15 protein-coding genes and 1 tRNA gene are annotated in these 19,415 nt (G+C 61.3%); 7 read left to right on the forward strand and 9 right to left on the reverse strand.

What is annotated here, in order from left to right:
* The first annotated feature begins 145 nt into the window (after positions 1–145).
* Positions 146–838 (forward strand): L-2-amino-thiazoline-4-carboxylic acid hydrolase, encoded by a 693-nt coding sequence (locus K1X71_09425; GenBank protein MBX7073354.1) that lies wholly within the window; start codon positions 146–148, stop codon positions 836–838.
* An 89-nt stretch (positions 839–927) separates the two neighbouring features.
* Here K1X71_09425 and K1X71_09430 read toward each other — a convergent pair whose 3' ends face one another.
* Positions 928–1,584, reverse strand: coding sequence for a PEP-CTERM sorting domain-containing protein (locus K1X71_09430; GenBank protein MBX7073355.1), 657 nt, complete (start codon positions 1,582–1,584; stop codon positions 928–930).
* Between the two features lie 514 nt (positions 1,585–2,098).
* Entirely contained in the window at positions 2,099–5,641 is a 3,543-nt protein-coding gene (locus K1X71_09435; protein MBX7073356.1) for a calcium-binding protein, read from the reverse strand.
* Positions 5,642–6,860: 1,219 nt separating this feature from the next.
* On the opposite strand from K1X71_09435, the gene K1X71_09440 reads away from it, so the two are divergent.
* Positions 6,861–8,201, forward strand: a complete 1,341-nt coding sequence (locus tag K1X71_09440) for an alginate lyase family protein (GenBank protein ID MBX7073357.1) — start codon at positions 6,861–6,863, stop codon at positions 8,199–8,201.
* A 413-nt stretch (positions 8,202–8,614) separates the two neighbouring features.
* The gene (locus K1X71_09445; GenBank protein ID MBX7073358.1) at positions 8,615–9,322 is read left to right on the forward strand and encodes a class I SAM-dependent methyltransferase; all 708 of its coding nucleotides are present in this window, start codon (positions 8,615–8,617) and stop codon (positions 9,320–9,322) included.
* Between the two features lie 99 nt (positions 9,323–9,421).
* Here K1X71_09445 and K1X71_09450 read toward each other — a convergent pair whose 3' ends face one another.
* The 5 genes from K1X71_09450 to K1X71_09470 all read right to left on the reverse strand — a co-directional run bounded on the left by K1X71_09450 (position 9,422) and on the right by K1X71_09470 (position 13,898).
* Entirely contained in the window at positions 9,422–9,778 is a 357-nt protein-coding gene (locus tag K1X71_09450) for a hypothetical protein (protein MBX7073359.1), read from the reverse strand.
* Between the two features lie 306 nt (positions 9,779–10,084).
* On the reverse strand, positions 10,085–10,531 hold the full coding sequence (locus tag K1X71_09455) for an ATP-binding protein (GenBank protein ID MBX7073360.1): 447 nt from the start codon (positions 10,529–10,531) through the stop codon (positions 10,085–10,087).
* 67 nt (positions 10,532–10,598) lie between these two features.
* Complete coding sequence (locus K1X71_09460; protein ID MBX7073361.1) at positions 10,599–10,910, reverse strand: STAS domain-containing protein; 312 nt, start codon at positions 10,908–10,910, stop codon at positions 10,599–10,601.
* Positions 10,911–11,103: 193 nt separating this feature from the next.
* A complete protein-coding gene (locus tag K1X71_09465) occupies positions 11,104–12,426 on the reverse strand; it encodes a tetratricopeptide repeat protein (GenBank protein ID MBX7073362.1) in 1,323 nt (440 codons plus the stop codon).
* Positions 12,427–12,473: 47 nt separating this feature from the next.
* Positions 12,474–13,898: a class II fumarate hydratase gene (locus K1X71_09470; protein MBX7073363.1), complete on the reverse strand. Its 1,425-nt coding sequence runs from the start codon at positions 13,896–13,898 to the stop codon at positions 12,474–12,476.
* A gap of 226 nt (positions 13,899–14,124) precedes the next feature.
* Here K1X71_09470 and K1X71_09475 point away from each other — a divergent pair, with 226 nt between their 5' ends.
* Positions 14,125–15,456 carry a dockerin type I repeat-containing protein gene (locus K1X71_09475; GenBank protein ID MBX7073364.1) on the forward strand — a complete coding sequence of 444 codons (1,332 nt, stop codon included), beginning with the start codon at positions 14,125–14,127 and terminating at the stop codon, positions 15,454–15,456.
* A gap of 7 nt (positions 15,457–15,463) precedes the next feature.
* Here K1X71_09475 and K1X71_09480 read toward each other — a convergent pair whose 3' ends face one another.
* On the reverse strand, positions 15,464–16,063 hold the full coding sequence (locus K1X71_09480) for a methyltransferase domain-containing protein (GenBank protein MBX7073365.1): 600 nt from the start codon (positions 16,061–16,063) through the stop codon (positions 15,464–15,466).
* A gap of 418 nt (positions 16,064–16,481) precedes the next feature.
* Here K1X71_09480 and K1X71_09485 point away from each other — a divergent pair.
* The 3 genes from K1X71_09485 (at position 16,482) to K1X71_09495 (ending at position 18,496) form a co-directional block, all read left to right on the forward strand.
* Positions 16,482–16,555 (forward strand) — tRNA-Ile (locus K1X71_09485).
* 82 nt (positions 16,556–16,637) lie between these two features.
* The gene (locus tag K1X71_09490; protein MBX7073366.1) at positions 16,638–17,342 is read left to right on the forward strand and encodes a hypothetical protein; all 705 of its coding nucleotides are present in this window, start codon (positions 16,638–16,640) and stop codon (positions 17,340–17,342) included.
* A gap of 77 nt (positions 17,343–17,419) precedes the next feature.
* Positions 17,420–18,496, forward strand: coding sequence for an SGNH/GDSL hydrolase family protein (locus tag K1X71_09495; GenBank protein MBX7073367.1), 1,077 nt, complete (start codon positions 17,420–17,422; stop codon positions 18,494–18,496).
* 366 nt (positions 18,497–18,862) lie between these two features.
* On the opposite strand, the gene K1X71_09500 is transcribed toward K1X71_09495, so the two are convergent.
* Positions 18,863–19,363, reverse strand: a complete 501-nt coding sequence (locus K1X71_09500; protein ID MBX7073368.1) for a hypothetical protein — start codon at positions 19,361–19,363, stop codon at positions 18,863–18,865.
* Positions 19,364–19,415: the final 52 nt, after the last annotated feature.

The following is a 19,415-nucleotide window of genomic DNA, read 5'->3' on the forward strand; positions in this document are numbered from 1 at the left end:
AGCCAAGTAATGCAGGCTAGCCTATCAATTGCCGCCGCCGGAGAGTAGGCGCGGCGACGGCGGGTAGATTTGCCTTCCGCCGATCCGATGCGCGACAATGCCGTGACCAGCGCTTCATTTCCTCACATTCTCGCGGGAGCCGCTCATGGCCCATTGGCAACATCGCCCCGAGCCGAATTGGCAAAAGTTCGAGTTCAATCAGCCGTATGCCAAGGGTTTGGCCCGCTTGCGCGACGAGGTGCTGGCCAAGACCGATTTCGACCCCGCCACGCTCTGGCAATGGGGGACCATGCAGGCGATGGCGGTGATCGGCGTGCTCAAGGCGATTGAGCGCCGCTTTGGCCGCGAGGGGCAAGAGGTGGTGCAGCAGACCCTACGCGATGTCGGCCTCGACATTGGTCGGCAGATACTCGCCGGCGCGAAGCGGCCCGACGACATGTCGATCGCCGAGTGGATCAGTTTTTACGCCACGGTGATCAACCGCATTATTTACGCCTCGCTGGAAGCGCCGCGAGTCGACAGCGACCAACAGGTGAGCTTCGATATTCTTTGGTGCCCGCACCAGGATCACTATCAGGCGCTCGATTGTCGCGTGCAGCGGTACTTTGTGCAGGGGATGATCGACGCGGCGCAAGAATTTGCGGCAGATCACGGCTTTGACGTGCGGTTTGACACCACCATTCCCGCGGGCGCCCCCACCTGCCACTTCACCATCTGGCGAGCCACCGGCGAGCAGACGTCGGCGGCATGGCAAGAATACACCAGCGTCATCAACGCCAAGGCGCTGAAGATCGCGGCCCAATCCGCGCCGAACGACGCGCCCACTCCCAATCGCTGACTTCTTCAACTCAGCGCAACAAAAAAAGCGAAGCGCCCCGGTGGGAACGCTTCGCTTTGAGATTTGGCAGTCAGGAAGTCGCTCGCGGACTAGCGGCCGCGCTTCCGGACCAGCATCGCCAAGCCGACCACGCCGAGGCCCAGCATCGTGATGGTGCTCGGCTCGGGGACGACATGGAAGGTCTGCGTGATGAACGACAGGGTCGGCACGCCGGTGCCCGCGAAGGCCAGAATGTCCTTCTGCACATGCAGCACGTTTTGGCCGGGCAGGAGCAGCGTCGAATCGATCTTCTTGTCCGAGCCGGGATTGACGTCGTAGATTTCCAGCTTGGCGTTCGGATAATCGGGCAAGAAGGTCTCGGTGACGCTCATGATGCCGGTGCCGGCCACGACCGACGGGTTGCCGGTCATCCGAGCGGCGTTGATTGTGTTCTTAGGATTGACCGTGCTGACGCGGAAGGTCAACAGCGCGTCCGATCCGCCGCCGCCGAGGAAATCGAGGAAGGCGCCTTGGATGACGATGCCCGAGTTGCCAGCGCCATCGGTGTAGGCGTTGACGTTCACATGGGTGTCGGCAGGCATGTCGCCGGCGCCGAGGTAGGTGAACTGATCAAAGACCAGGCCGCCAACCGAGAGCGAGAGGTTCTGGTCGATGAGGTCGTGCAGAATGGCGGCACGGGCCGGAGCGGCCACGGCGATCAGCGTCAGGACGAAGGCGATGTTCGAGAGCAGGAGTTTTTTCAGCATGACGTTCTTTTCTAGGTTGAGTGTGCTTCTTCGCTGCCAAATCAAACTGTGTGTAGGAAAGCAGCCAGCTCGATGGCGGGCTGATGACAACCGAGGTGCTTGAAGCAGCGCCTGCAAGAACTCAACGCGGATCGATCAGTACGTACCGAACCGTTGAGGAGCGAACGTCGAAGCGTGGAAGAGCGCGAAAAGAAAACGCGATCTTGGCCGGCTAGGGCGACGCAAGAGACAGGCGCCACAAGAAAGTTGGCCGGCGTTTGATGGGAGCCAATGGCTCACCACGCCTGGGCGATCAACTTTCTACAACGACATTAGCAGCACCGTTTGCGTTTCAATCGATAGTGGGCCGGTCGGACCAGCTCACTGCTTCCGTAGACTTTAACCACCCTGGGGACGGATGCAAGTCTTTTTTCGAAATTTTTGTGGGATCGACGGCCGGGGGGCTATTGGCAACGGGTACCTAGGACTCGCCGCAGGTCGACGGGCGTGTCGCAAGTCGTGTGCACACAACGTCTTATAGAACTATGGCAGATTCGCTGCCGACACGGTCGGCAGGCACTTCGGCTGGGGTGTAGACGAACCAATCGTACTCGCTGCCGCCGAGCAGAGAGTCTACCGCGTTGTCGTCCTGGACGGTCTGGCCCTTGATCAAGTAAGAGTCGCCATTCAGTCGGGGCCCCGTGCCATTCCCGGAAATATTGGCCAGCCGTGTCGCATAGCTACGTGCGGATGTCCACTCGGCCATGACAGCCATCAGGGCATTGAAGTTGGTCGAGTAGCTGGTCAGGCCGCCGATGAGCAGATCTTCTCCGGCATCGCCAGAGATGGTGTCGGTCCCACGGTCGCCCACGATCAGATCGCGGCCATCGTTGCCATTGATGATGTCGTTGTCACTTCCTCCCAACACCAGATCGTTTCCTTCACCAGCGATGACGACATTGACGCCATGGAAGGTCCAAATGGTGTCGTCGCCCGCTCCGCCTTCGATGTAATCGCCGCCACCGCCACCGAGCAGAACGTCGTTTCCATTGTCGCCATAGAAGGCGACCGGCAGGGACGAGCCATCTCCGCCGGCGAAAAATGTGTCGTTCCCATCGCCGCCGATTGCCACCAACTTGCCGGTGACGCTGGAGAACGACTCCTGGACGATTTTGCCTTGGTCGTTGATCCAAAGGGCGTCAATCCGCCCAGGGGCCAACTCATTGATGATCAGCAGATCGTTGTCCGAGTCGCCCAGGTAGACCAAATTGGTGAGACTGGGATCGGTCCCCGCGCGCAAGGAAAGCTTCGAGTTGGGGTTGGAGACCCGCAGCAGCGCGCTGGCGGTCCCCAAGCCCGCGGCGCCGGGCAGCGCAGCGCCGCCAGAACCATTGAGCGATTGATTTCTGTCTTGAATCGAAACGCTAACGTTGACGTTATACACCCCGGAACTGGCGTAGGTGCCGGTGAATTGCATGCCGTTGGCGCCAACCAGGGTTTGATCGGCGGCGCCGTCACCATTCCAGTCGATGTCGAAGGTCAATGACGTCGACGGCGGAAAGAGCGCGGAGTTCAGTTGAATGCTGAACGTCATCGGTTGTCCACTGACGCCCTCGACCGAACCGACAATACGAGGTTGGGCATCCTGCGCAATTTGGCTCATGATCTGATCGATGGAGCCCTTGAGTTGCGAAACGCCTGAGTATTGCACGATCCAGTAACCCAGCGTCGACGTGGGACTGCTGGGGGTGTAGACAGCCGCGTTGGGTATGGTGACCGTCTTCGATCCAATCTGAAAGATCACATTGGCGCCGCTGGAGCGATTGGATATCGGCAAGGCGGGGTCGGGAGTGAGGCGGTAGACGCGGCGACCAAACGACTCCATGCCCGTCAGCACGTAGCCGTCGCTCCAATCGGCCGCGGTGTAGGTGATTGTCTTGCGATCGGAGAAGCCCACCAGCGGATCGAGCTCCTTGAGCGCCTTGCTCAAGTAGGCCGTATTGGCGGGCGCGTCCTCAAAGGTCGACTTCCACCACAGGAAGTCCTCGGCGCCGGCGAGCGCCGTATGAAACAGTGACTCCGCGTGATAGGTGTAGTCCTTGCCCTCTTCGTTGAGCAGCCAGTCGCGATCCGAGATCCAAGGCAAAAGCGGAACCGTGCTGGTGGCCACCTGCGTGCGCACCAGTTTCATGTCGGCGACGAACGCGTTGTAGGGTCGCCAGATCTCGAGAAACGCGGTTTGAAAGACTTCGTTCCGGGGCGACAAATCGTATGCAATCGGCACGGAGGTTGGACTGTTGATCGTGAACAGATACTTGACCGTCAGGCCGTCGGCCGAGATGGAATAGACCTTCCATTTGCCGGTGTATTGCGGATCGATCCAGTTCTGGCCACGATTCTCGACGTAAATGGTGTCTCCCGCCTTGAGGCCGCGCACAGGTTCGAAAAGTTGCAGCGTGGCTAGGCAGCTTGTGCCCGGCTTGCCGTAGCCGTCCATGTTCTGGACGGCCAGGATCTTTTTGATGCGCAGGTCAAATGGCAGGTCCGGCTGCTGGGCGCCATCCTGGGTGTAGACCGCCGTGTGATAACCGTATAGTTCCTTGGCCTGCTGATTGCCGATGAGCGCGCCAATCGTGTCGGAACTTTCACCAAACACGTAATATTCGGCCGCGGGCAGGGTGGCGCTGCGCAAGTAGCTGCCGTAGTTGGCCACCTTCACGTCGGGAAACAGCGCCTTCAGTGGTTCAAAGACGGCGCGATTCAGATATCCGGCGAACCGCGCCTCCATTACGCCATTCCAGATCGCGACTTCCTTGCCGTTGGGGTCCCAGTTTGTGATGTTGGCCAGCGCCAGGTCGTTATCGGTCAGGCCCGCCGCCTTCAGTTCGGTCTTGACGGCGTTCCAGCGCGGATCGGCCTGAATCGCCTGCCACACATTCCGCGCCGCGGAAACTTGCGGATTGACCCGTCGATCAAAGGTTTGCACCCCCCAATACGACAAGCTGACGTCTTCCACGTCCATAATCAGGTAGTCGAGCTTGCCCCCCAGGTTCTTGTACTGCGTGAAGAAGTTCTGCACGCGCGACTTGGCAAGCTGCTCCCAGCGGTCCATCCAAATCGTGAAGAAATCGCTTGCCGCGCCGCTCGCCGTGATGGGATCGATATAGCCATAGGGCAAATGCTCCGTCGTTCCAAAGCCATCGAACGCCAGATAGTCCGCGAGGTGGATGTTTCGCTCTCCCTGCGGCATGGCGTTAGTGGCCTGGATCGCGGCTTGCGGCGTGGGCGTGTTCGTGTTGCCCGTCGTGTCGCGCAGCCACAATTGATACATGGTGGTGATATTGTCGGCTGACGAGGGTTGCGTTGCAGCGGCATGAAAGCGGTCAACGGTGACGCCCGCCGCGGGCGCGATCGAATCGTCGAACAGCCCCAACAGTTCGCGGGTGGTGAACGCGTCGAGCATGGGGTACGGATTGACGGCGAACAGGAACGACATCGCCGCCTTGGCGCCGACGGCGTCCAACTCCGCATCGGCCGTGCCCAAGAGCGATCCATTGCGCGCGGTGGCCAGCGCGGTCAATACGCCGTCGGGGCGCAGGTTGGCCAGATTCACTCCGCGTCCGGGCAGGGCCGCCTTGAGCGTCGCCAACTCGTCGTAGCCGCGAATCAGCCCGCCGTTCAATAGCGCCACCAGCAATTCGTCGCTCCCCAGCGACAAAAATGCGCGGTCGAAGGATAACGATCCGACCAGCGACGTCGCCGAGTTATGCGTGGTCAGCCCTTTGCTCACCAGGTAGTTCAACACCGCTTGCGATGACAGACCATCGTCCAAGCCGGTCATTTGCGGCGTGGTGGCGGCCAGCGGGGCGAAGTCCGCCTCAGCCGCCGGCGCCGCAAGTTGCGATACCAGGGCGGTTGGCGAGGCCGCGCCCTGCAGCGCTTCTGGCGCAAAGTGAGCCAGATTGCCGACGTCTATATTAAAGACGCGCCGATCCTCCAGGGGCTCGATCAGCAGTTTGCGAAGTGGTTTCTTGCCAGACGAAAGCGGCGCTGTAGCGCGCGCCGGATGCTTGAGCATTTGCGGACCACCTTACGACCGTCTTGGTGCGAGAAGAGGTTGAATCGCTGCCATAGCGACAGCCCGTGCGCATGCTGCCAGTGCGCAGCTAGCACGGAGGTGTTAACTGGTAGCAGAAGTGGAATATTGACGTCGACCTACAACGAGCGAACGCCCGTCGATGTGGCAAGCTTTATCGGTTCAGCGCGGCCCGCGAGATTGGTCCGCGCCGGAGAGCAGCAGAGAAAGTTTTCAAAATAGACGAATAGTGGTCCACGGCGCGGAAGTCAAGAAAGAGAGCGCGTCATGGTGAGACGGGGCAACCAATTGGGTTCGGTCAGTTTGGCGGCGATGCGGCGACCAAGACAAATTGGGTTTGGCCATTGGCGTACTGGCGAACAAGTTTGGAAGCGCGCGATCGATAGGGTTGTCTAGTCCTCGCGTGCCCCGCGCTCTACCCCCAATCCAAGGGGTAATCGGCGAGGCGATCTTGCCGCGCTCCAATCCCGAGGCGGCTAATCGGCGCGGGCGGTGATACCGCGCTACTGCCTTGAGTCCGATGCCATTCTCGCGGGATCATCGGCGGCTGTTGCGCGGTTCCTCACAGATCAAGCGATCAAATTGCAAGTTCTGCTGGCCGCCCAAGCTTGTTCCATTATCAAGAGATGGTCAGCAGCGCATGCCAACGGACCGGAGAGCGCCCAGAGCGAAATTCAGATAGGCGCCAAAGCAGGACTCTGCAACCCGCTGGGGGCACAAACTGCAGCGGCCGTGCGCCAGATGAATTGCATGGGATTGCAAGGCGTTCTCAAGCGGTGAAATGCGGCTCGGCGATGGCGAGATATGCGGCAATCGAGAATACTATTAATTCTGTTAAAATATTGTAGCAGATTGTGTTGATTTGTTTGTATTATGTAGGGGTAGAACCTTTCCGGGCGGTGGCCTGTCGGTCGCCGTTGCCGCCAGTCGGTTGGGTATCGCTTAGGGCAGCTTCCGCATGGGCAGTCGCATTCGTTTTCGCCTTGCAAGCCAAGTCTTCTTGCAATTGCGGGTTCTCTCGACGCGCTATGCTGCGCTTGCTCGCTTGAAGAGAGTGTCGGCAGTCTCGCGGCACGCTGCGCGATTTGCGCACTGGAAACGGCATTGTGCGCCGTCTTTCTCGCCGATGGTGGCGAGAAAGTTGACGGCGCCAACTTTGGCGACGATTTGATTCACAAAACTTTGAAACTGGGGGTCCAACATGTTCATGCGCCGTGTCATTGTCGCGTGCGTCGTTGTCTGCTTGGCTTGCGCTGCGCCAGTGCGCGCCTGGGCGGAAGCCGGTGGCGCGGCACGCACGTTCATCATCAATCTTGACTACCTGGATCAAAGCAAGGCTCAATACCAGGCCGGCGACGCCAAAACGGTGGCGACCGTCAACGCCTTGATCGGCCGAGCGAATACGGTGATGAACTGGGGACCCTGGTCGGTGCTGGACGACGGACTGATGCCGCCGAGCGGCGATCCACATGATTACTTGAGCTATGGCAGTTATTGGTGGCCCAACCCCGATACTCCCGATGGATTGCCTTGGATTGCGCGAGATGGCTACATCAATCCCGCCAACGATGGCGACTTGCGATCGCTGGGCCAGTTCTCCCAGGCCGCCGAAAGCTTGGGATTGGCGTACTACATGACCGGCGACGAGCGCTACTCCACCGCCCTGGCGCGTGACTTGAGAACCTGGTTTCTCGATCCAGCCACGCGCATGAATCCCGTGCAGAAGTACGGGCTGATCATTCCCGGCATCTCCGACAAATCGTTCGATACGGCCGGTTTTCGCAACACAATGCGGACCATATTTGACTCCGCCGGCATCTTGGAGATGTCGCCCAACTGGAGCGCGAGCGACAAGACGGCGCTGCAACAATGGGCCCACGACTTCGCCACCTTCATCGACAACAGCGACGAGGGGCAGGCGCAGTTCGAAGATCCCGCCAATCACGGCACCAACTTCGATGTCAACAAGGCAATCTTGAATTTGTACAGCGGCGATCTGGGCAAGGCGCATGAGGCAATTCAATACTATCTTGATCAACGCATGCCCGGCCAGTTCGCGGCCAACGGCGAACAAATCTTCGAAATGGGTCGCGCCAACAATTTTCTGTACCATCGTTACCATCTCGGCGTGGTGTTCGACTTGGCGCAGATGGCTACGAACTATTTTCCAGACTTGGATGTTTGGAATCACGTAACGCCCGACGGCGCCAGCTTGCAATCCGCAGTCCAATTTATGTTGCCGTACTTCACCGGCGAATTGGAGTGGCCGTACTTCGAGCCAGGCAACGAGTTTCCGCGCGACGACGATTTGTATTACTGGCAAGTGATGGTGGTGGCCGCGGTCGGAATGCATGATCCGGACCTGTACCGCCTGGCCGAACAGCATCGCTCCAAGATTTATATCTACGATTCTCGGATGTTGACGCACCCTGCTTCGGCAGTCCCAGAACCGGCGACAGTTGCCACCACTGCAATGGCGTTGGTATCGCTAGCCACAGGATATGCCTTGCGGCGGCGCAGATTATTGCGAAGGACAAGTTGAGGGGGCGCATCGTCACAATGCTTGACGAACTCGACTGCATGGCAAGTTGTCGATTCGGCCGACTTGTGATGTCAGCGCCATAAGGCGGCCCAATCGGTAAGCGGCGTCAAAAACACCACGGACCGTTCGCCGGCCAGATCGATCGGGGTGTCGTGTCAATGCCGAAGGCCATCGACCCATCTGGCATCACGGCCGTTGCGATTCTTGGTCAATGGCCCGGTTCCCCGTCCCACTTCACGGGTGTGTGCGGACGCAACTTCGTTGCGGACCGCTGGCAACATTTTGTTCCCATTGGTACCCTCACACGTGGTGGCGTGTTCGTGCGAGGGATCGGGATGTCTTTTTAGCGAATTCGGAAACGGATACGCCGCCTGTCTTGGCCTCCCGATTCAAAACTCTTAAGCGCTGGACTCATGACCGACGAACTTGCAATGGCAACACCGGGGCAATCAGCCGCCCAACTCAGCTCAGCGCCAGTTAGCGAGTATTTTGATCGGCTTTCGGCCGATTATCACTTGCAGTATCGAGATTCGCGAAAGTTTCGGCAGCGGCGAGAGCGTTTTGCCGAACTGCTGCGGCGCTATGCAGGCTGGTCTTTGTCCGCTCTCGATTTCGGCTGTGGGGCCGGCAACTTAACACCGCTATTGGCGGAAATCTCCGACAATGTTGTCGCGGTGGACGCATCGGCCGAAATGCGCGCCATGGCCAGTCAGAGACTAGCCCACCTGGCAAATACGCGTGTCAAGGAATTGGATAAGCTGGAGGGGAGCGCATTCGACCTCGTGCTGTGCTCGAGTGTCATCGAGTATGTCAAAGCGGATGCCGAACTGCTGCGGCAATTCGCTGGTTGGATGCGACCCGGCGGGCTGCTGCTGATTACGCTGCCCAACCGGTTTGGCGTGGCACAGAATGTCGCACGCTGGTTGCCTAGCCAAACTGAGACTTGCCGACTTCAGCAGCGCCTTTATCGACGGTCGCAGGCCGTAGAATTATTGGGGCGTCACTTCGACGTCTTGGAATCGAGCGCGTCCATCGGGCTGCCACTGGCCCGTAACCTCGGCATGGGAGAGTTGATCATCTGCGCGGCCAGACGGCGGCGCGAGTCATCTTCCATTGGATAGGCCCATTCCTTGGCACGCCGATCGCCGCGACCTACTAGAAATCGCTTGGCGGGCCGAACTCTCCTCGTACGGGTGATCGCCCCAGCACGGTCCGCAGGCTCACAGTTCCTTGTCGCGCAAAGCCGCCAGCGCCTGGCGATGACGCTCGATGTCGGCGGGGTCGAGAAAGCGCTTGCGAATCTCGCGGGCAGGCGGACTGCCGACGATCGTATACGGCTCCACGTCGCGCGTCACCAGCGCGCCGGCGGCCACAATCGCTCCCTCGCCAATGCGCACGCCGTGCATCACAATGGCGCCATAGCCCAGCCACACGTCGTCTTCGATGACGACGGGCTTTTGCTCGTCGCGCCCCGCGCGGATGCTCGGCGCGCCGACGACATCAAAGCGATGGTCTCCCCCCACAATGCCCACATGCGACGCCAGCATGCAGTAGTTGCCGATCCGCGCCTGGGTCATGATCCAGCAGCCTTCGCCCACGAAGGTGTAGGCGCCGATCGACACCGCCCGCGGCAAAATGCGGGTGCCCTTCGAGATGCGAACGCCCGGCCCCGCGCCCAGCAACTGATAGCGCACGCGGGTGGCGTACCACGACTCCCACTGGCGATACCACTGGCGCAGGCGCAGCGCTCGCGTTCCGCCGGGCGCGCCGTCGTAACCAAAAATGCGTCGCCCAAGCTCGGCCAGCATGGTTTAAGTCGATTTTCCAAAAGCCAAGAGGTTTTCGCCCGCCGATCCTGGCGGATGCGGTCGGCGGCCAGATCGCTACGATTCGTCCGGAACTTTTTCGCCGCCGCAGCGCCGCTTTTCCATGACGACGGCGTTGCCTTGGGCGTTGTATTCCACATGCGACATGAAGCAGCGCATGAGCATGATGCCCCGGCCGCAGGGGCGTTCCAGATTTTCGGGATGGGTGCAATCGGGCACCTGGCCGGGATCGAATCCGGGCCCCTCGTCGGCGACTTCGATCTGCAACCGATCGGCGGAGAGCCGGCAGCAGACCCGCACCTCTTTGTTGGCGTCGCGACAGTTGCCGTGCCGAATGGCGTTGGCCAGCGCCTCGTCCATGGCCAGTCGCACGCTGAAGACCTCTTGCGCATCCCACCCGTGGGCTTGTAACTCTTCGAGCAACTCCTCGATGAGGCGTTGTCCCGCTTCCGAATCGCTAGGAATGACCTGTTCTCGCAGCCAGGTCCAGTGGGGTTGGGTCATGGTCACGCGAAAGGGATGGACGGTCGGTTCCGGTTGGCGCGCCGCAGCGCGATGGTCCTACGCAACGTCAAAAGGCGGCCAGCGCGTCCGCCTCGTCCTCTTTGATGTCAAACAGCTTGTTCAATTTGGTGATGGCGAAGACCTCATAGATCTCCGGCCGAATGTTGGAGAACTTCAACTTGCCGCCGTGCGCCTTCACCTTCTTGTCGAGCGTGATCAACTTGCCCAGCGCTGCGCTAGAAAGAAACTCGACGGTGGAGAAGTTGAGCAGCAGCTTGCTGCGGTTTTCGTCCTCCACCAGATTGAAGAGCTCTTGCCCCAGGCCCTGAATGCTGGCCTCGTCCAATATCTTGCGCTCGACAAAGCGGACGACCGTCACGTCGCCAACCTCGCTGACTGCCAATGCTCGGTGGACTGTCATCCGCCTCTTCCTTGTCTCGATGCCATGTCGCGGTTGATCGATCGCCAATCGAAGTTCAGGTCGCTCCCACAGCGCGCGTGCGCCAGGGGAGATGGCCTAAACCGTTGGTACTCAATGTTATTGCGATGATAGCGTGAGTCAAGCAACACGGCTATCGGCCGGCATTTGCCCGCCGCGATTGGGCCACGGTCGACCGCCGGCTGCCGCCGCGCGCCTCGCGCCACGGTCGATTGGCCTCATATTCGCCGAGCCGCGTCTGATAGACCTCGGCCGTGTCGGGCGGGGCCTGCTGGATGGCGCTGGTCACCGTCTGGGCCGCCGTGGCGTAGTCGCCCGCATTGGCGTACGCCGCGGCCAGGGTGTCGAGATAACGATAGTTTTCGCCGTCCAGTTCCAGCGCCTTCTTCGCCGCGGTCACAGCATGTTCGCGATGGCGAAAGCGCTCGTCAGGGCAGGTGGCCATCAGCCAGGCCGTGCTCTGGTAGGCTCGGCCCAAGTTGGGATTGATGCGAATCGCCGCCCGATAATCGCTCGCCGCCTGGCCATATTGCCCGCGGTCGGCGTAGGTGTCGCCGCGATTGACATAGGCGGCTGCGTTCTCGGGCTCAAGTTGCAGCGCGCGATTGTAATCGGCGACGGCCCGATCGAAGTTCCCTTGCTTGTACCAGGCATGACCGCGGCTGTTGTAGGCCTCGCTGTCGCGCGGCGCCAACCGAATGGCGCGGCTGTAATCCTCTACGGCCTGTTGATACTCGCCGCGATCGTAGAGCAACTCGCCACGGTTGAAATAGGCGTTGGCGTAGTTGGGCTTGAGCTTGATCGTGGCGTCGAAATCGGCCAGCGACTGATCGTACAGCCCGGCCAGCGCATAGGAGATGGCTCGGTTGTGCAGCGCCTTCCAGCGCGTGGAGTCGTATTGGAGCGATTTTTCGAAATCGGCCAGCGCTTCCTCGCCGCGCCCCTGCTCGGCCAGCACCTCGCCGCGCTCGTTGTGCGCCCAACTGATGAGTTGTTTGCCGTAGCGAGCAAACTGCCCTTCGAGATTTGCTGCCAGCGCCGAATCGCACAGCTCGATCATCCGCGTCAACTCCGCGGCGGTTTTGGCGGTCTTGCTCAGTTCATAGGCCTGTTGCAGGCGGGCTTCCGGAGTCGCCGGCGCTTCGGCCTCGGACGCCGGTTGATCCAATGGCGCGGCCTCGTCGGCGGGCGCCTCATCGCCAGCGGGCGGTGTCGCGGCATCTTGTTCAGCGGTCGTTGCTGCGCCATCCTCCGGCGCTGCGTCGCCCGCCGCATCCGCCGCGTCGGGCGCTGGCTCCTGCGGCTGCTCGTCGGCGGGCGTCAGGGCTTCGTCGATCGCCGCCGGGCCGGCGGGGAAGGGTGCGGTGGGCTCGTCCTGGCCGGCCGCCATGCCCGCCATCACTGCCGCAAAACAAAGCGCTCCTAGTAGACGCCCAAGTTGCGTTCGGCTTGTCATCTCGTCGTCACTCCTTCGAACTCGAGCTGTTGATTTGCGCGGCCAGATCAGGCGTGCGGTTCGGTCATGCTCCAGGGATCGAGCGCCTTGTTCAGCTCCGTCGGTTCGATCTCTCCCTTTTCCGCGCAGAGCTGGCGAATGGTCTTGCCCGACTTGAACGCCTCTTTCGCCAATTGCGCCGCTCGTTCGTAACCGATGAGCGGATTGAGGCTGGTGACCATCGACAGGCTTTTTTCCACACTGGCCTCGCAGGCCTCGGGATTGGCCTCCATGTCGTCGGCGCAGAACTCGACATACGCGTTGGCCGAACTGGCCAGCAGGTTCACGCTTTCGAGCGTCGCGTGCCCCATGACCGGCATCATGATATTGAGCTGAAACTGCCCCCCCGCCGCGCCGCTGAGCGCCACGGTCTGGTCGTTGCCCATCACTCGCGCCGCCACCTGCATCATGCTCTCGCTCATCACCGGATTGACCTTGCCCGGCATGATCGAACTGCCCGGCTGCCGGTCGGGCAGCTTGACCTCATAGAATCCGCAGCGCGGGCCCGAGCCCAGCCAGCGGAGATTGTTCGACAGGTTGAAGAGCGTGACGGCGATGGCGCGCAACTGACCGTGGCACTCCACCAGTCCGTCGCGTTGGGCGTTGGCCTCGAAGTGGTCGGCCGCTTCCACAAACGGCACGCCGGTTTCCTTGGCCAGCGCCGCCGCCACGCGGCCGCCAAACTCGGGATGCGTGTTGATGCCGGTGCCGACGGCGGTGCCGCCGGCTGGCAGTTCGAGGATCGCCTCGATCGCGCGCCGCGCGCGGCCAACGCTCAACTCAAGTTGCCGCGCCAGCCCACCAATTTCCTGTCCCAACCGCAGCGGAGTGGCGTCGGCCAGATGGGTGCGGCCAATCTTGATGATCTTGTCCCACTCGGCGGCCTTGCGGGCAAGCGACTTCTGAAACCGCTCTAGCGCCGGAATCAACTTGTTTTGAATCGACAGCGCCACCGCCACATGAATCGCCGTGGGGAACATGTCGTTGGTGCTTTGACCCATGTTCACATGGTCGTTGGGATGAATCGGCTTGGCGTCCGCCAGCCGGTCCCCTTTCATCAGTTCGATGGCGCGGTTGGCGATCACCTCGTTGGCGTTCATGTTGCTCGAGGTGCCCGATCCGGTTTGAAACACGTCGATCGGAAACTGATCGTCCAGCTTGCCGGCGACGACCTCGCGGCAGGCGCTGAGCAGGGCCTCAACCTGCGCGTCGTTCAGGCGGTTCTTGCCCGACTTGGTCAGCTTGCCAAGATCGCGATTGGCGATGCCGGCGGCCAACTTCACCAACCCCAGCGCGTGAATCAGATCGGGGGGCAAGGGCCAGCCCGAGATCGGAAAATTCTCCACCGCGCGCATCGTTTGCGCGCCGTAATAGGCCTGGGCGGGCACGCGCACCTCGCCCATCGAGTCGTGTTCAATGCGAAATTCGGGCATCGTCTTGATTGGATCGAAAGATATGTGACAGAGAGCGGCCGCCGCAGGGGACAAGTGGCCCGGCAGCCGGCGTCATCATACCGGGCCCGGCGCAAGCGACCTAGACCGACACGTTTTCGCGGCGGATTGCGGCTGAAAATGTTGGCGCCGCAATCTGCTTGCTACCGTGGCCATTGCCATTCACAATCGGCGCACTCTCGAATCTGCTTGCATCCGGGGTCAACGTATGCGATTTGCAGTGCTGGCCATTGTGTTGACGCTGACGGCGTCCGAGCCGCTCCATGCGGCGACCTACACGTTTCTGGTCGATCAATTCACCAGCGGAACCGCCGGCTATTACGCGCCTCGCGTCTCGGGCGCCAACGTCGTCTGGTGGGGTAATGTGGGAGGAACCGGTTCGAGCAAACGCGAAATCTTCTTTCACAACGGCGAGACGACCACGCAACTCACCACCAACAACTACCTGGATAGCGATCCCGAGATCTCCGGAACGCATGTCGCCTGGTGGGGCATGCCCGACGGCACGGCCGCGACGAACCGCGAAATTTTTTACTTCGACGGCGCCACGACCACGCGAGTGACCAACGACTCTATCCGCGACGAGGGAGCGCGGATTTCTGGCGGCACGGTGGTGTGGGAACGCGATGCCGGCGCGGCCAAAGAGATTGGGCGCTCGCCCGGATCGCACTTGACCAGCAACACGGTGTATGACGGGCAGCCTTCCATCGCTGGCTCGCGCGTGGTCTGGGTGAGCGACTCGACGCCGAATAATCAAATCATGCTCTACGACGGCGCGACGACCACGCCAATCCAAGCCAGTCAGTACGCGCTCGAAGATCCGCAGGCGTCCGACACACGCGTGGTTTGGGAAGGTTTCAAGGCGGGCACGACCAACGATCGCGAAATCTATCAATACGACGGCGCCAATCCCAACACCCCCACCAATCTCAGCGACAACGCGTTCCCTGACTTCGACCCGCAAGTTTCGGGCGAGACGGTGGTTTGGTGGGGGGGTGTCTTCAACGATTTTCAGATTTATCAATACAAGGATGGCGTCGTGGCGCCCATTTCCAGCGGGATTCGCAATCAGTTTCCGCGGATCGACGGCGACTTTGTCGTGTGGCAGCACTTCGACGGCAACGACGACGAAATCTATTTCTGGGATGGCGCCGCCGCCGTGCCGCTCACCAACAACAACTACAACGACACCTTGCCGCGCATCTCTGGCAACCACATCGTGTGGGAAGCAACCGTGGGGGGCGGCAATCAGATCATGTCCGCCCTGCGCGCGCTGGAGGGAGACGCCAATCTCGACGGCGTCGCCAACGGCGCCGACTACACCATTTGGGCAGACCACTTCGGCCAGTCTGGCGAGTTCACCGAGGGAGATTTCAATCAGGATGGCAAGGTCGACGGCGCCGACTACACGCTGTGGGCCGACAGCTTCACCCCCGCGTCGGCCGCCGCCATGCCGATCCCCGAGCCGGCCACCGGACTGTTGGCGCTGATGGCCACCGTGGCCGCCGCGCTCGCTTGCCGTAGCCTGGGCTGGCGTTGATCCGCGATTACCCGCGCTTGCGCAACAGGCAAGACCAGCCCAAGAAGGTCACCTCGGTATCAAGGATCGCCACAAAGCGAAACTCGCGCAGTTCGACAATCTCGAACAAGCTGCCCAGCTCGCTGCGAATTTCTTCTTCGGTGACTGTCGGCGGACCGGGTTCGCCGGCAGGACGGGGTTTCCCAGCCAGCACCAAGCCCATGGCGCCATCGGCCAGCAGGCGGTGGACCGCCGGGGCGTAGGCGTCTGGATTGCCGCGCCGCACGGCGTGGTAACAGCCGCGATCGAAGAAGAACTTGGCCGGCGGCTTTACCTCAAGAGGCGCCAGGATATCGGCCACGCGAAAATCGACCTTCACGCCCGCCACCTTGGCCGCCTCGCGGGCACGCTCGATCGCCAAAGGCGCCAAGTCGAGGCCGGTGACATCAAAACCTTGCTGGGCGAGCCAGACGCAATTAGTGCCGGCGCCGCAGCCAATCTCAAGTGCCCGGCACGGCGCGATTCCCTGCTCCTTGAGCACAAGCATCAGTTGCGGCGATGGCAGGCCCGTGTCCCACGGCGTGTCGCCCGTTGCGTAACGCTGATTCCAATGAATTTCTTCGGCCATGCCATCTTTTAGCAAAATTTGACCGCTGGCGATAGTTTGCGATGTCCCGCCTTGCCATGATCGACGCCGGCCAGCGGATGCGGCATGCCGGCATAGTCGCCTCATGTGCGCCCCTATTGCCTGCCATCGCGCGCGGCTACGCTTACAGAGGCAAACACCTCCCCAGGACGCATGTCCGAGACTTGAGCGGAGCGTTTGCAGACTCAAGTTCGGGCCCGTAGCTCAGCGGTTAGAGCAGGGGACTCATAATAGACTTAACAGGCAATAGGCTATGTGCGAAAATGCCGAGAAACAGCGATAAAACGCAGCTAGCGCGATGCGCGAATTGTCGGCAGTGTGTGGCGAAATAGGCTGCTTTCAGTAGACAGAGTAGACAAACGGAGACAAGCAGAGGCAATCAGAGACACGACAAAACAGAGGGGCCGTAGCTCAATCGGTTAGAGCGCCGGACTCATAATCCGTCGGTTCTGGGTTCGAATCCCAGCGGCCCTACTTCGCTTTTTCTGGCGTCGCGCGAACGCGCGGATAGAATGGCGACGGCTAACTCAACCGCCGAGCCAGAGAGGGCCTTGCCATGTTCGCCAGGATCGCTTGTGTCGCGTGCGCGATTGGCTGCCTGACAGCAGCTAGCCTATCGGCTCAAGAGCGGCCGGCGGTCAATGTCGATCGCCTGCGCGCCGACGCCACAGCCCAACATGCCGAGCTATTGGCGCTCGCCAAACAAGACCTGGCCAGCGCGCGCGGTTCGCTCGCCCGTTGCAAGAAAGGCAAGATCGACACCACGATTCAGACCGCGCATTTCATTCCCGACCTGGCAGAGTCGAAAATCGTGTTTCGATCGCGCGGAGATCGGCTCAATGCCGTGCGACTATTCGCGGCCGAAGTAGACGTGATCGAAAAGGAAATCGCCGCCGCACAGGTCGGCAAGCGAAAATTGGTGCCGTGCCTGCGCGAGCCACTGGAGGCAGGTCAGGCGGGTCGCTTCGGCAGTCGAGCGCAGGTAGTGCAGGTAATCGACGATCGCCAGCTATTGGCAGAGATTCATACGCAACCTGACAGTGAGCCATTTCGCGAGCGGCGTCTAGTCTACCTGTCAGGCGTTGACGCGGCGGGCGTGAGTGATGGCGATATGATGCCGCTAACGGGTCGCGACGACGTATGGCAGTGCGTTGGCACAAAGACTTACCAGACGGCTCTAGGCGCGTCGAATACCGTGCCGCAATTACGGCCACTCACGGAAGAACAGATCTCCGAATTGCGAGACTTGCTGGCCAACTAGCCACCAATTAGATTGGTTGTTTGCACTGGGCAGTGCGTGCCGCTGAATCAAGGCGGCATCGAATGGAGCGGGCTATTTTGTGCGTCGCGACTTGCGCGGCGTGGTTGACGGCGACAACATGCCAAGCCGGCATTGTTGCCGCTACAGGCGACTCGCAAACCAGCGCCTATGGCGCGATTTTACAGTATCAGTTCAATCGCTTTGGCCTGCCCGCCCAGGCGCTGCGATTCGCCTCCGGCGGCGCGTCCGCGCCGATCTATACCGGGCAGGCGACTGATATTCACGCCGACCCACCGCACGCGCACGATTTTGGCGCCGACGCCCTGAACTCCGGCGCTGGCGTGGTGCTTTTTCAGTTGGGCGTCAACGACTCGTTCTTGGAACCCGATCAATTTGCGGCGTTTCAGACTCTCATCGGGGCGGAATTCGACGCCTTCCAGACCGCTGGCGCGCAAGTGATCGTCGGCGCGAATCTGCCAGTGCTGACCAATCCCAACGACGCGCGCTACGCGCTGGCCGATGAGCGGGTGCGCACGCTCTACAACCCCTGGCTGCAAACGCAGGCCGCCGAGCGCGGTTGGCTGTTTCTGGACAATTACCACGCGATCCAACAGCAGCCCGGCTGGCAAAGCTGGTATTCCGACGACGGCCTGACGCCGGGCTACGTTCACCTGTACGGCGGCCAAAAAGTCAATGGCATTACCCCCGGCTACGACTGGCTGAGCCAGCAATACGCCTTTGGCGTGGCGAGCCTCTGCGCCGGCGACGCCGACATGAATGGCGTGGTCGATGGCGCAGACTACACCGCCTGGGCGGACGGCTTTCACCAACTCGGCGGCTTCGCCGGCGGCGACTTCAACTGCGACCTGCTCATCGACGGCGCCGACTACACCATTTGGGCCGACAACTTTTCCCCTGGCAGCGCCGCAATTCCGGTCCCCGAGCCTGCAAGCTGGCTGCTGCTCGTCGTAGGGTCGTGGCTGCCAGTAATTACCTTCGGTAGTTCTTGCGCCGCCGCGCCCAGGCAATACGCCAAGAACTGCTCGCCCCAGTTGGGGAAATTGGGATCAAAAGCGGCGGGCCAAAAGACGACCAGTGGCGCGGCCGAGACGGGGAATTTTTGCGCCCGCTCGCGGCGGGCCGCCCAAGGGTGATTGATCTCCAGTCCCATCGCCCAGGCGGTTTCCAGGTCGGGGCCGCCGGGCGTGAACTCGGCCCAACTGGCGCCGCGCCGGCGCTGCCCGCCGCCCAATGCCACGAACGGCACGACCGGCAGGCCATCGCTGACGAGTCGCGTGCGACGGTAGGTTTCCTGGTTCAGCGACCATTCGGCCAGATAGAGGGAGCAGCTATTGATCTGGCCCGGTGAACCAGGCGGGTAATAGTCGGCCACGGCCCAGCCGCTATCGCAGCCATCGGGTTGGATAGCGCCACGATCGTAATAGATCACGGCCGCCTGCGGGAACGCAGCGGTTAGCGGCCCGTCGATCGCCTGATAGCGCTCGATCATCGCGGCGGCGTCATCCTTGCCGGCGCGCCAATGCTCGATATCGACGACGACATGCGTGATATTGAGCCCCGCGAACAAAGCGATGAAACAAGTGCTCCAGGCCCTCGCCGTTGAGCGAGCCGATGCGCACGACGACATCGACCGGCGACTTCGAGCGATCGCCCATGCTCACGATCTCAAAGACCACGGCGCGGTCCCCCGCGGCGGACTTGCGCGGCTGGATGCGCGTCTTGCCCAGCCAGCGGCGCAGTTCCCGATCGCGCGAGCTATCGGTCAGCCGCACCAGCTTGCGCATGTCGCCCGTCACCCAGGCCTTGGCCAGCAGCGGCGCGCGATGTTCCAGTTCGCCCGGAATCGCTTCTTCGGGCGGCTCGAACTTTGGCAATGTCACGAAGAAGTAGGCCAGGGTCACCAGCGCCGCCGCGCTCGCGCCCATCAGCCGCGCCGGCCCGATCAGTTCGACCACGACCACCGCGCCGCCAGCGCGCCGGCGAAAAAATGCGCAACGCATTGCGAGTTTGCAAGGTTGGGGAGATGACGGACGATTTGACGCGGCCGCGCGA

This window comes from Pirellulales bacterium, from assembly GCA_019694455.1.
In the GTDB taxonomy this organism is placed as follows: Bacteria; Planctomycetota; Planctomycetia; order Pirellulales; family JAEUIK01; genus JAIBBY01.

Bases quoted from the DNA above. Each gene is read 5' to 3' on its own strand.
- K1X71_09425 (MBX7073354.1), top strand. From the start codon at position 146: ATGGCCCATTGGCAACATCGCCCCGAGCCGAATTGGCAAAAGTTCGAG.
- K1X71_09430 (MBX7073355.1), bottom strand. From the start codon at position 1,584: ATGCTGAAAAAACTCCTGCTCTCGAACATCGCCTTCGTCCTGACGCTG.
- K1X71_09435 (MBX7073356.1), bottom strand. From the start codon at position 5,641: ATGCTCAAGCATCCGGCGCGCGCTACAGCGCCGCTTTCGTCTGGCAAG.
- K1X71_09440 (MBX7073357.1), top strand. From the start codon at position 6,861: ATGTTCATGCGCCGTGTCATTGTCGCGTGCGTCGTTGTCTGCTTGGCT.
- K1X71_09445 (MBX7073358.1), top strand. From the start codon at position 8,615: ATGACCGACGAACTTGCAATGGCAACACCGGGGCAATCAGCCGCCCAA.
- K1X71_09450 (MBX7073359.1), bottom strand. From the start codon at position 9,778: ATGACCCAGGCGCGGATCGGCAACTACTGCATGCTGGCGTCGCATGTG.
- K1X71_09455 (MBX7073360.1), bottom strand. From the start codon at position 10,531: ATGACCCAACCCCACTGGACCTGGCTGCGAGAACAGGTCATTCCTAGC.
- K1X71_09465 (MBX7073362.1), bottom strand. From the start codon at position 12,426: ATGACAAGCCGAACGCAACTTGGGCGTCTACTAGGAGCGCTTTGTTTT.
- K1X71_09470 (MBX7073363.1), bottom strand. From the start codon at position 13,898: ATGCCCGAATTTCGCATTGAACACGACTCGATGGGCGAGGTGCGCGTG.
- K1X71_09475 (MBX7073364.1), top strand. From the start codon at position 14,125: ATGCGATTTGCAGTGCTGGCCATTGTGTTGACGCTGACGGCGTCCGAG.
- K1X71_09480 (MBX7073365.1), bottom strand. From the start codon at position 16,063: ATGGCCGAAGAAATTCATTGGAATCAGCGTTACGCAACGGGCGACACG.
- K1X71_09490 (MBX7073366.1), top strand. From the start codon at position 16,638: ATGTTCGCCAGGATCGCTTGTGTCGCGTGCGCGATTGGCTGCCTGACA.
- K1X71_09500 (MBX7073368.1), bottom strand. From the start codon at position 19,363: ATGCGTTGCGCATTTTTTCGCCGGCGCGCTGGCGGCGCGGTGGTCGTG.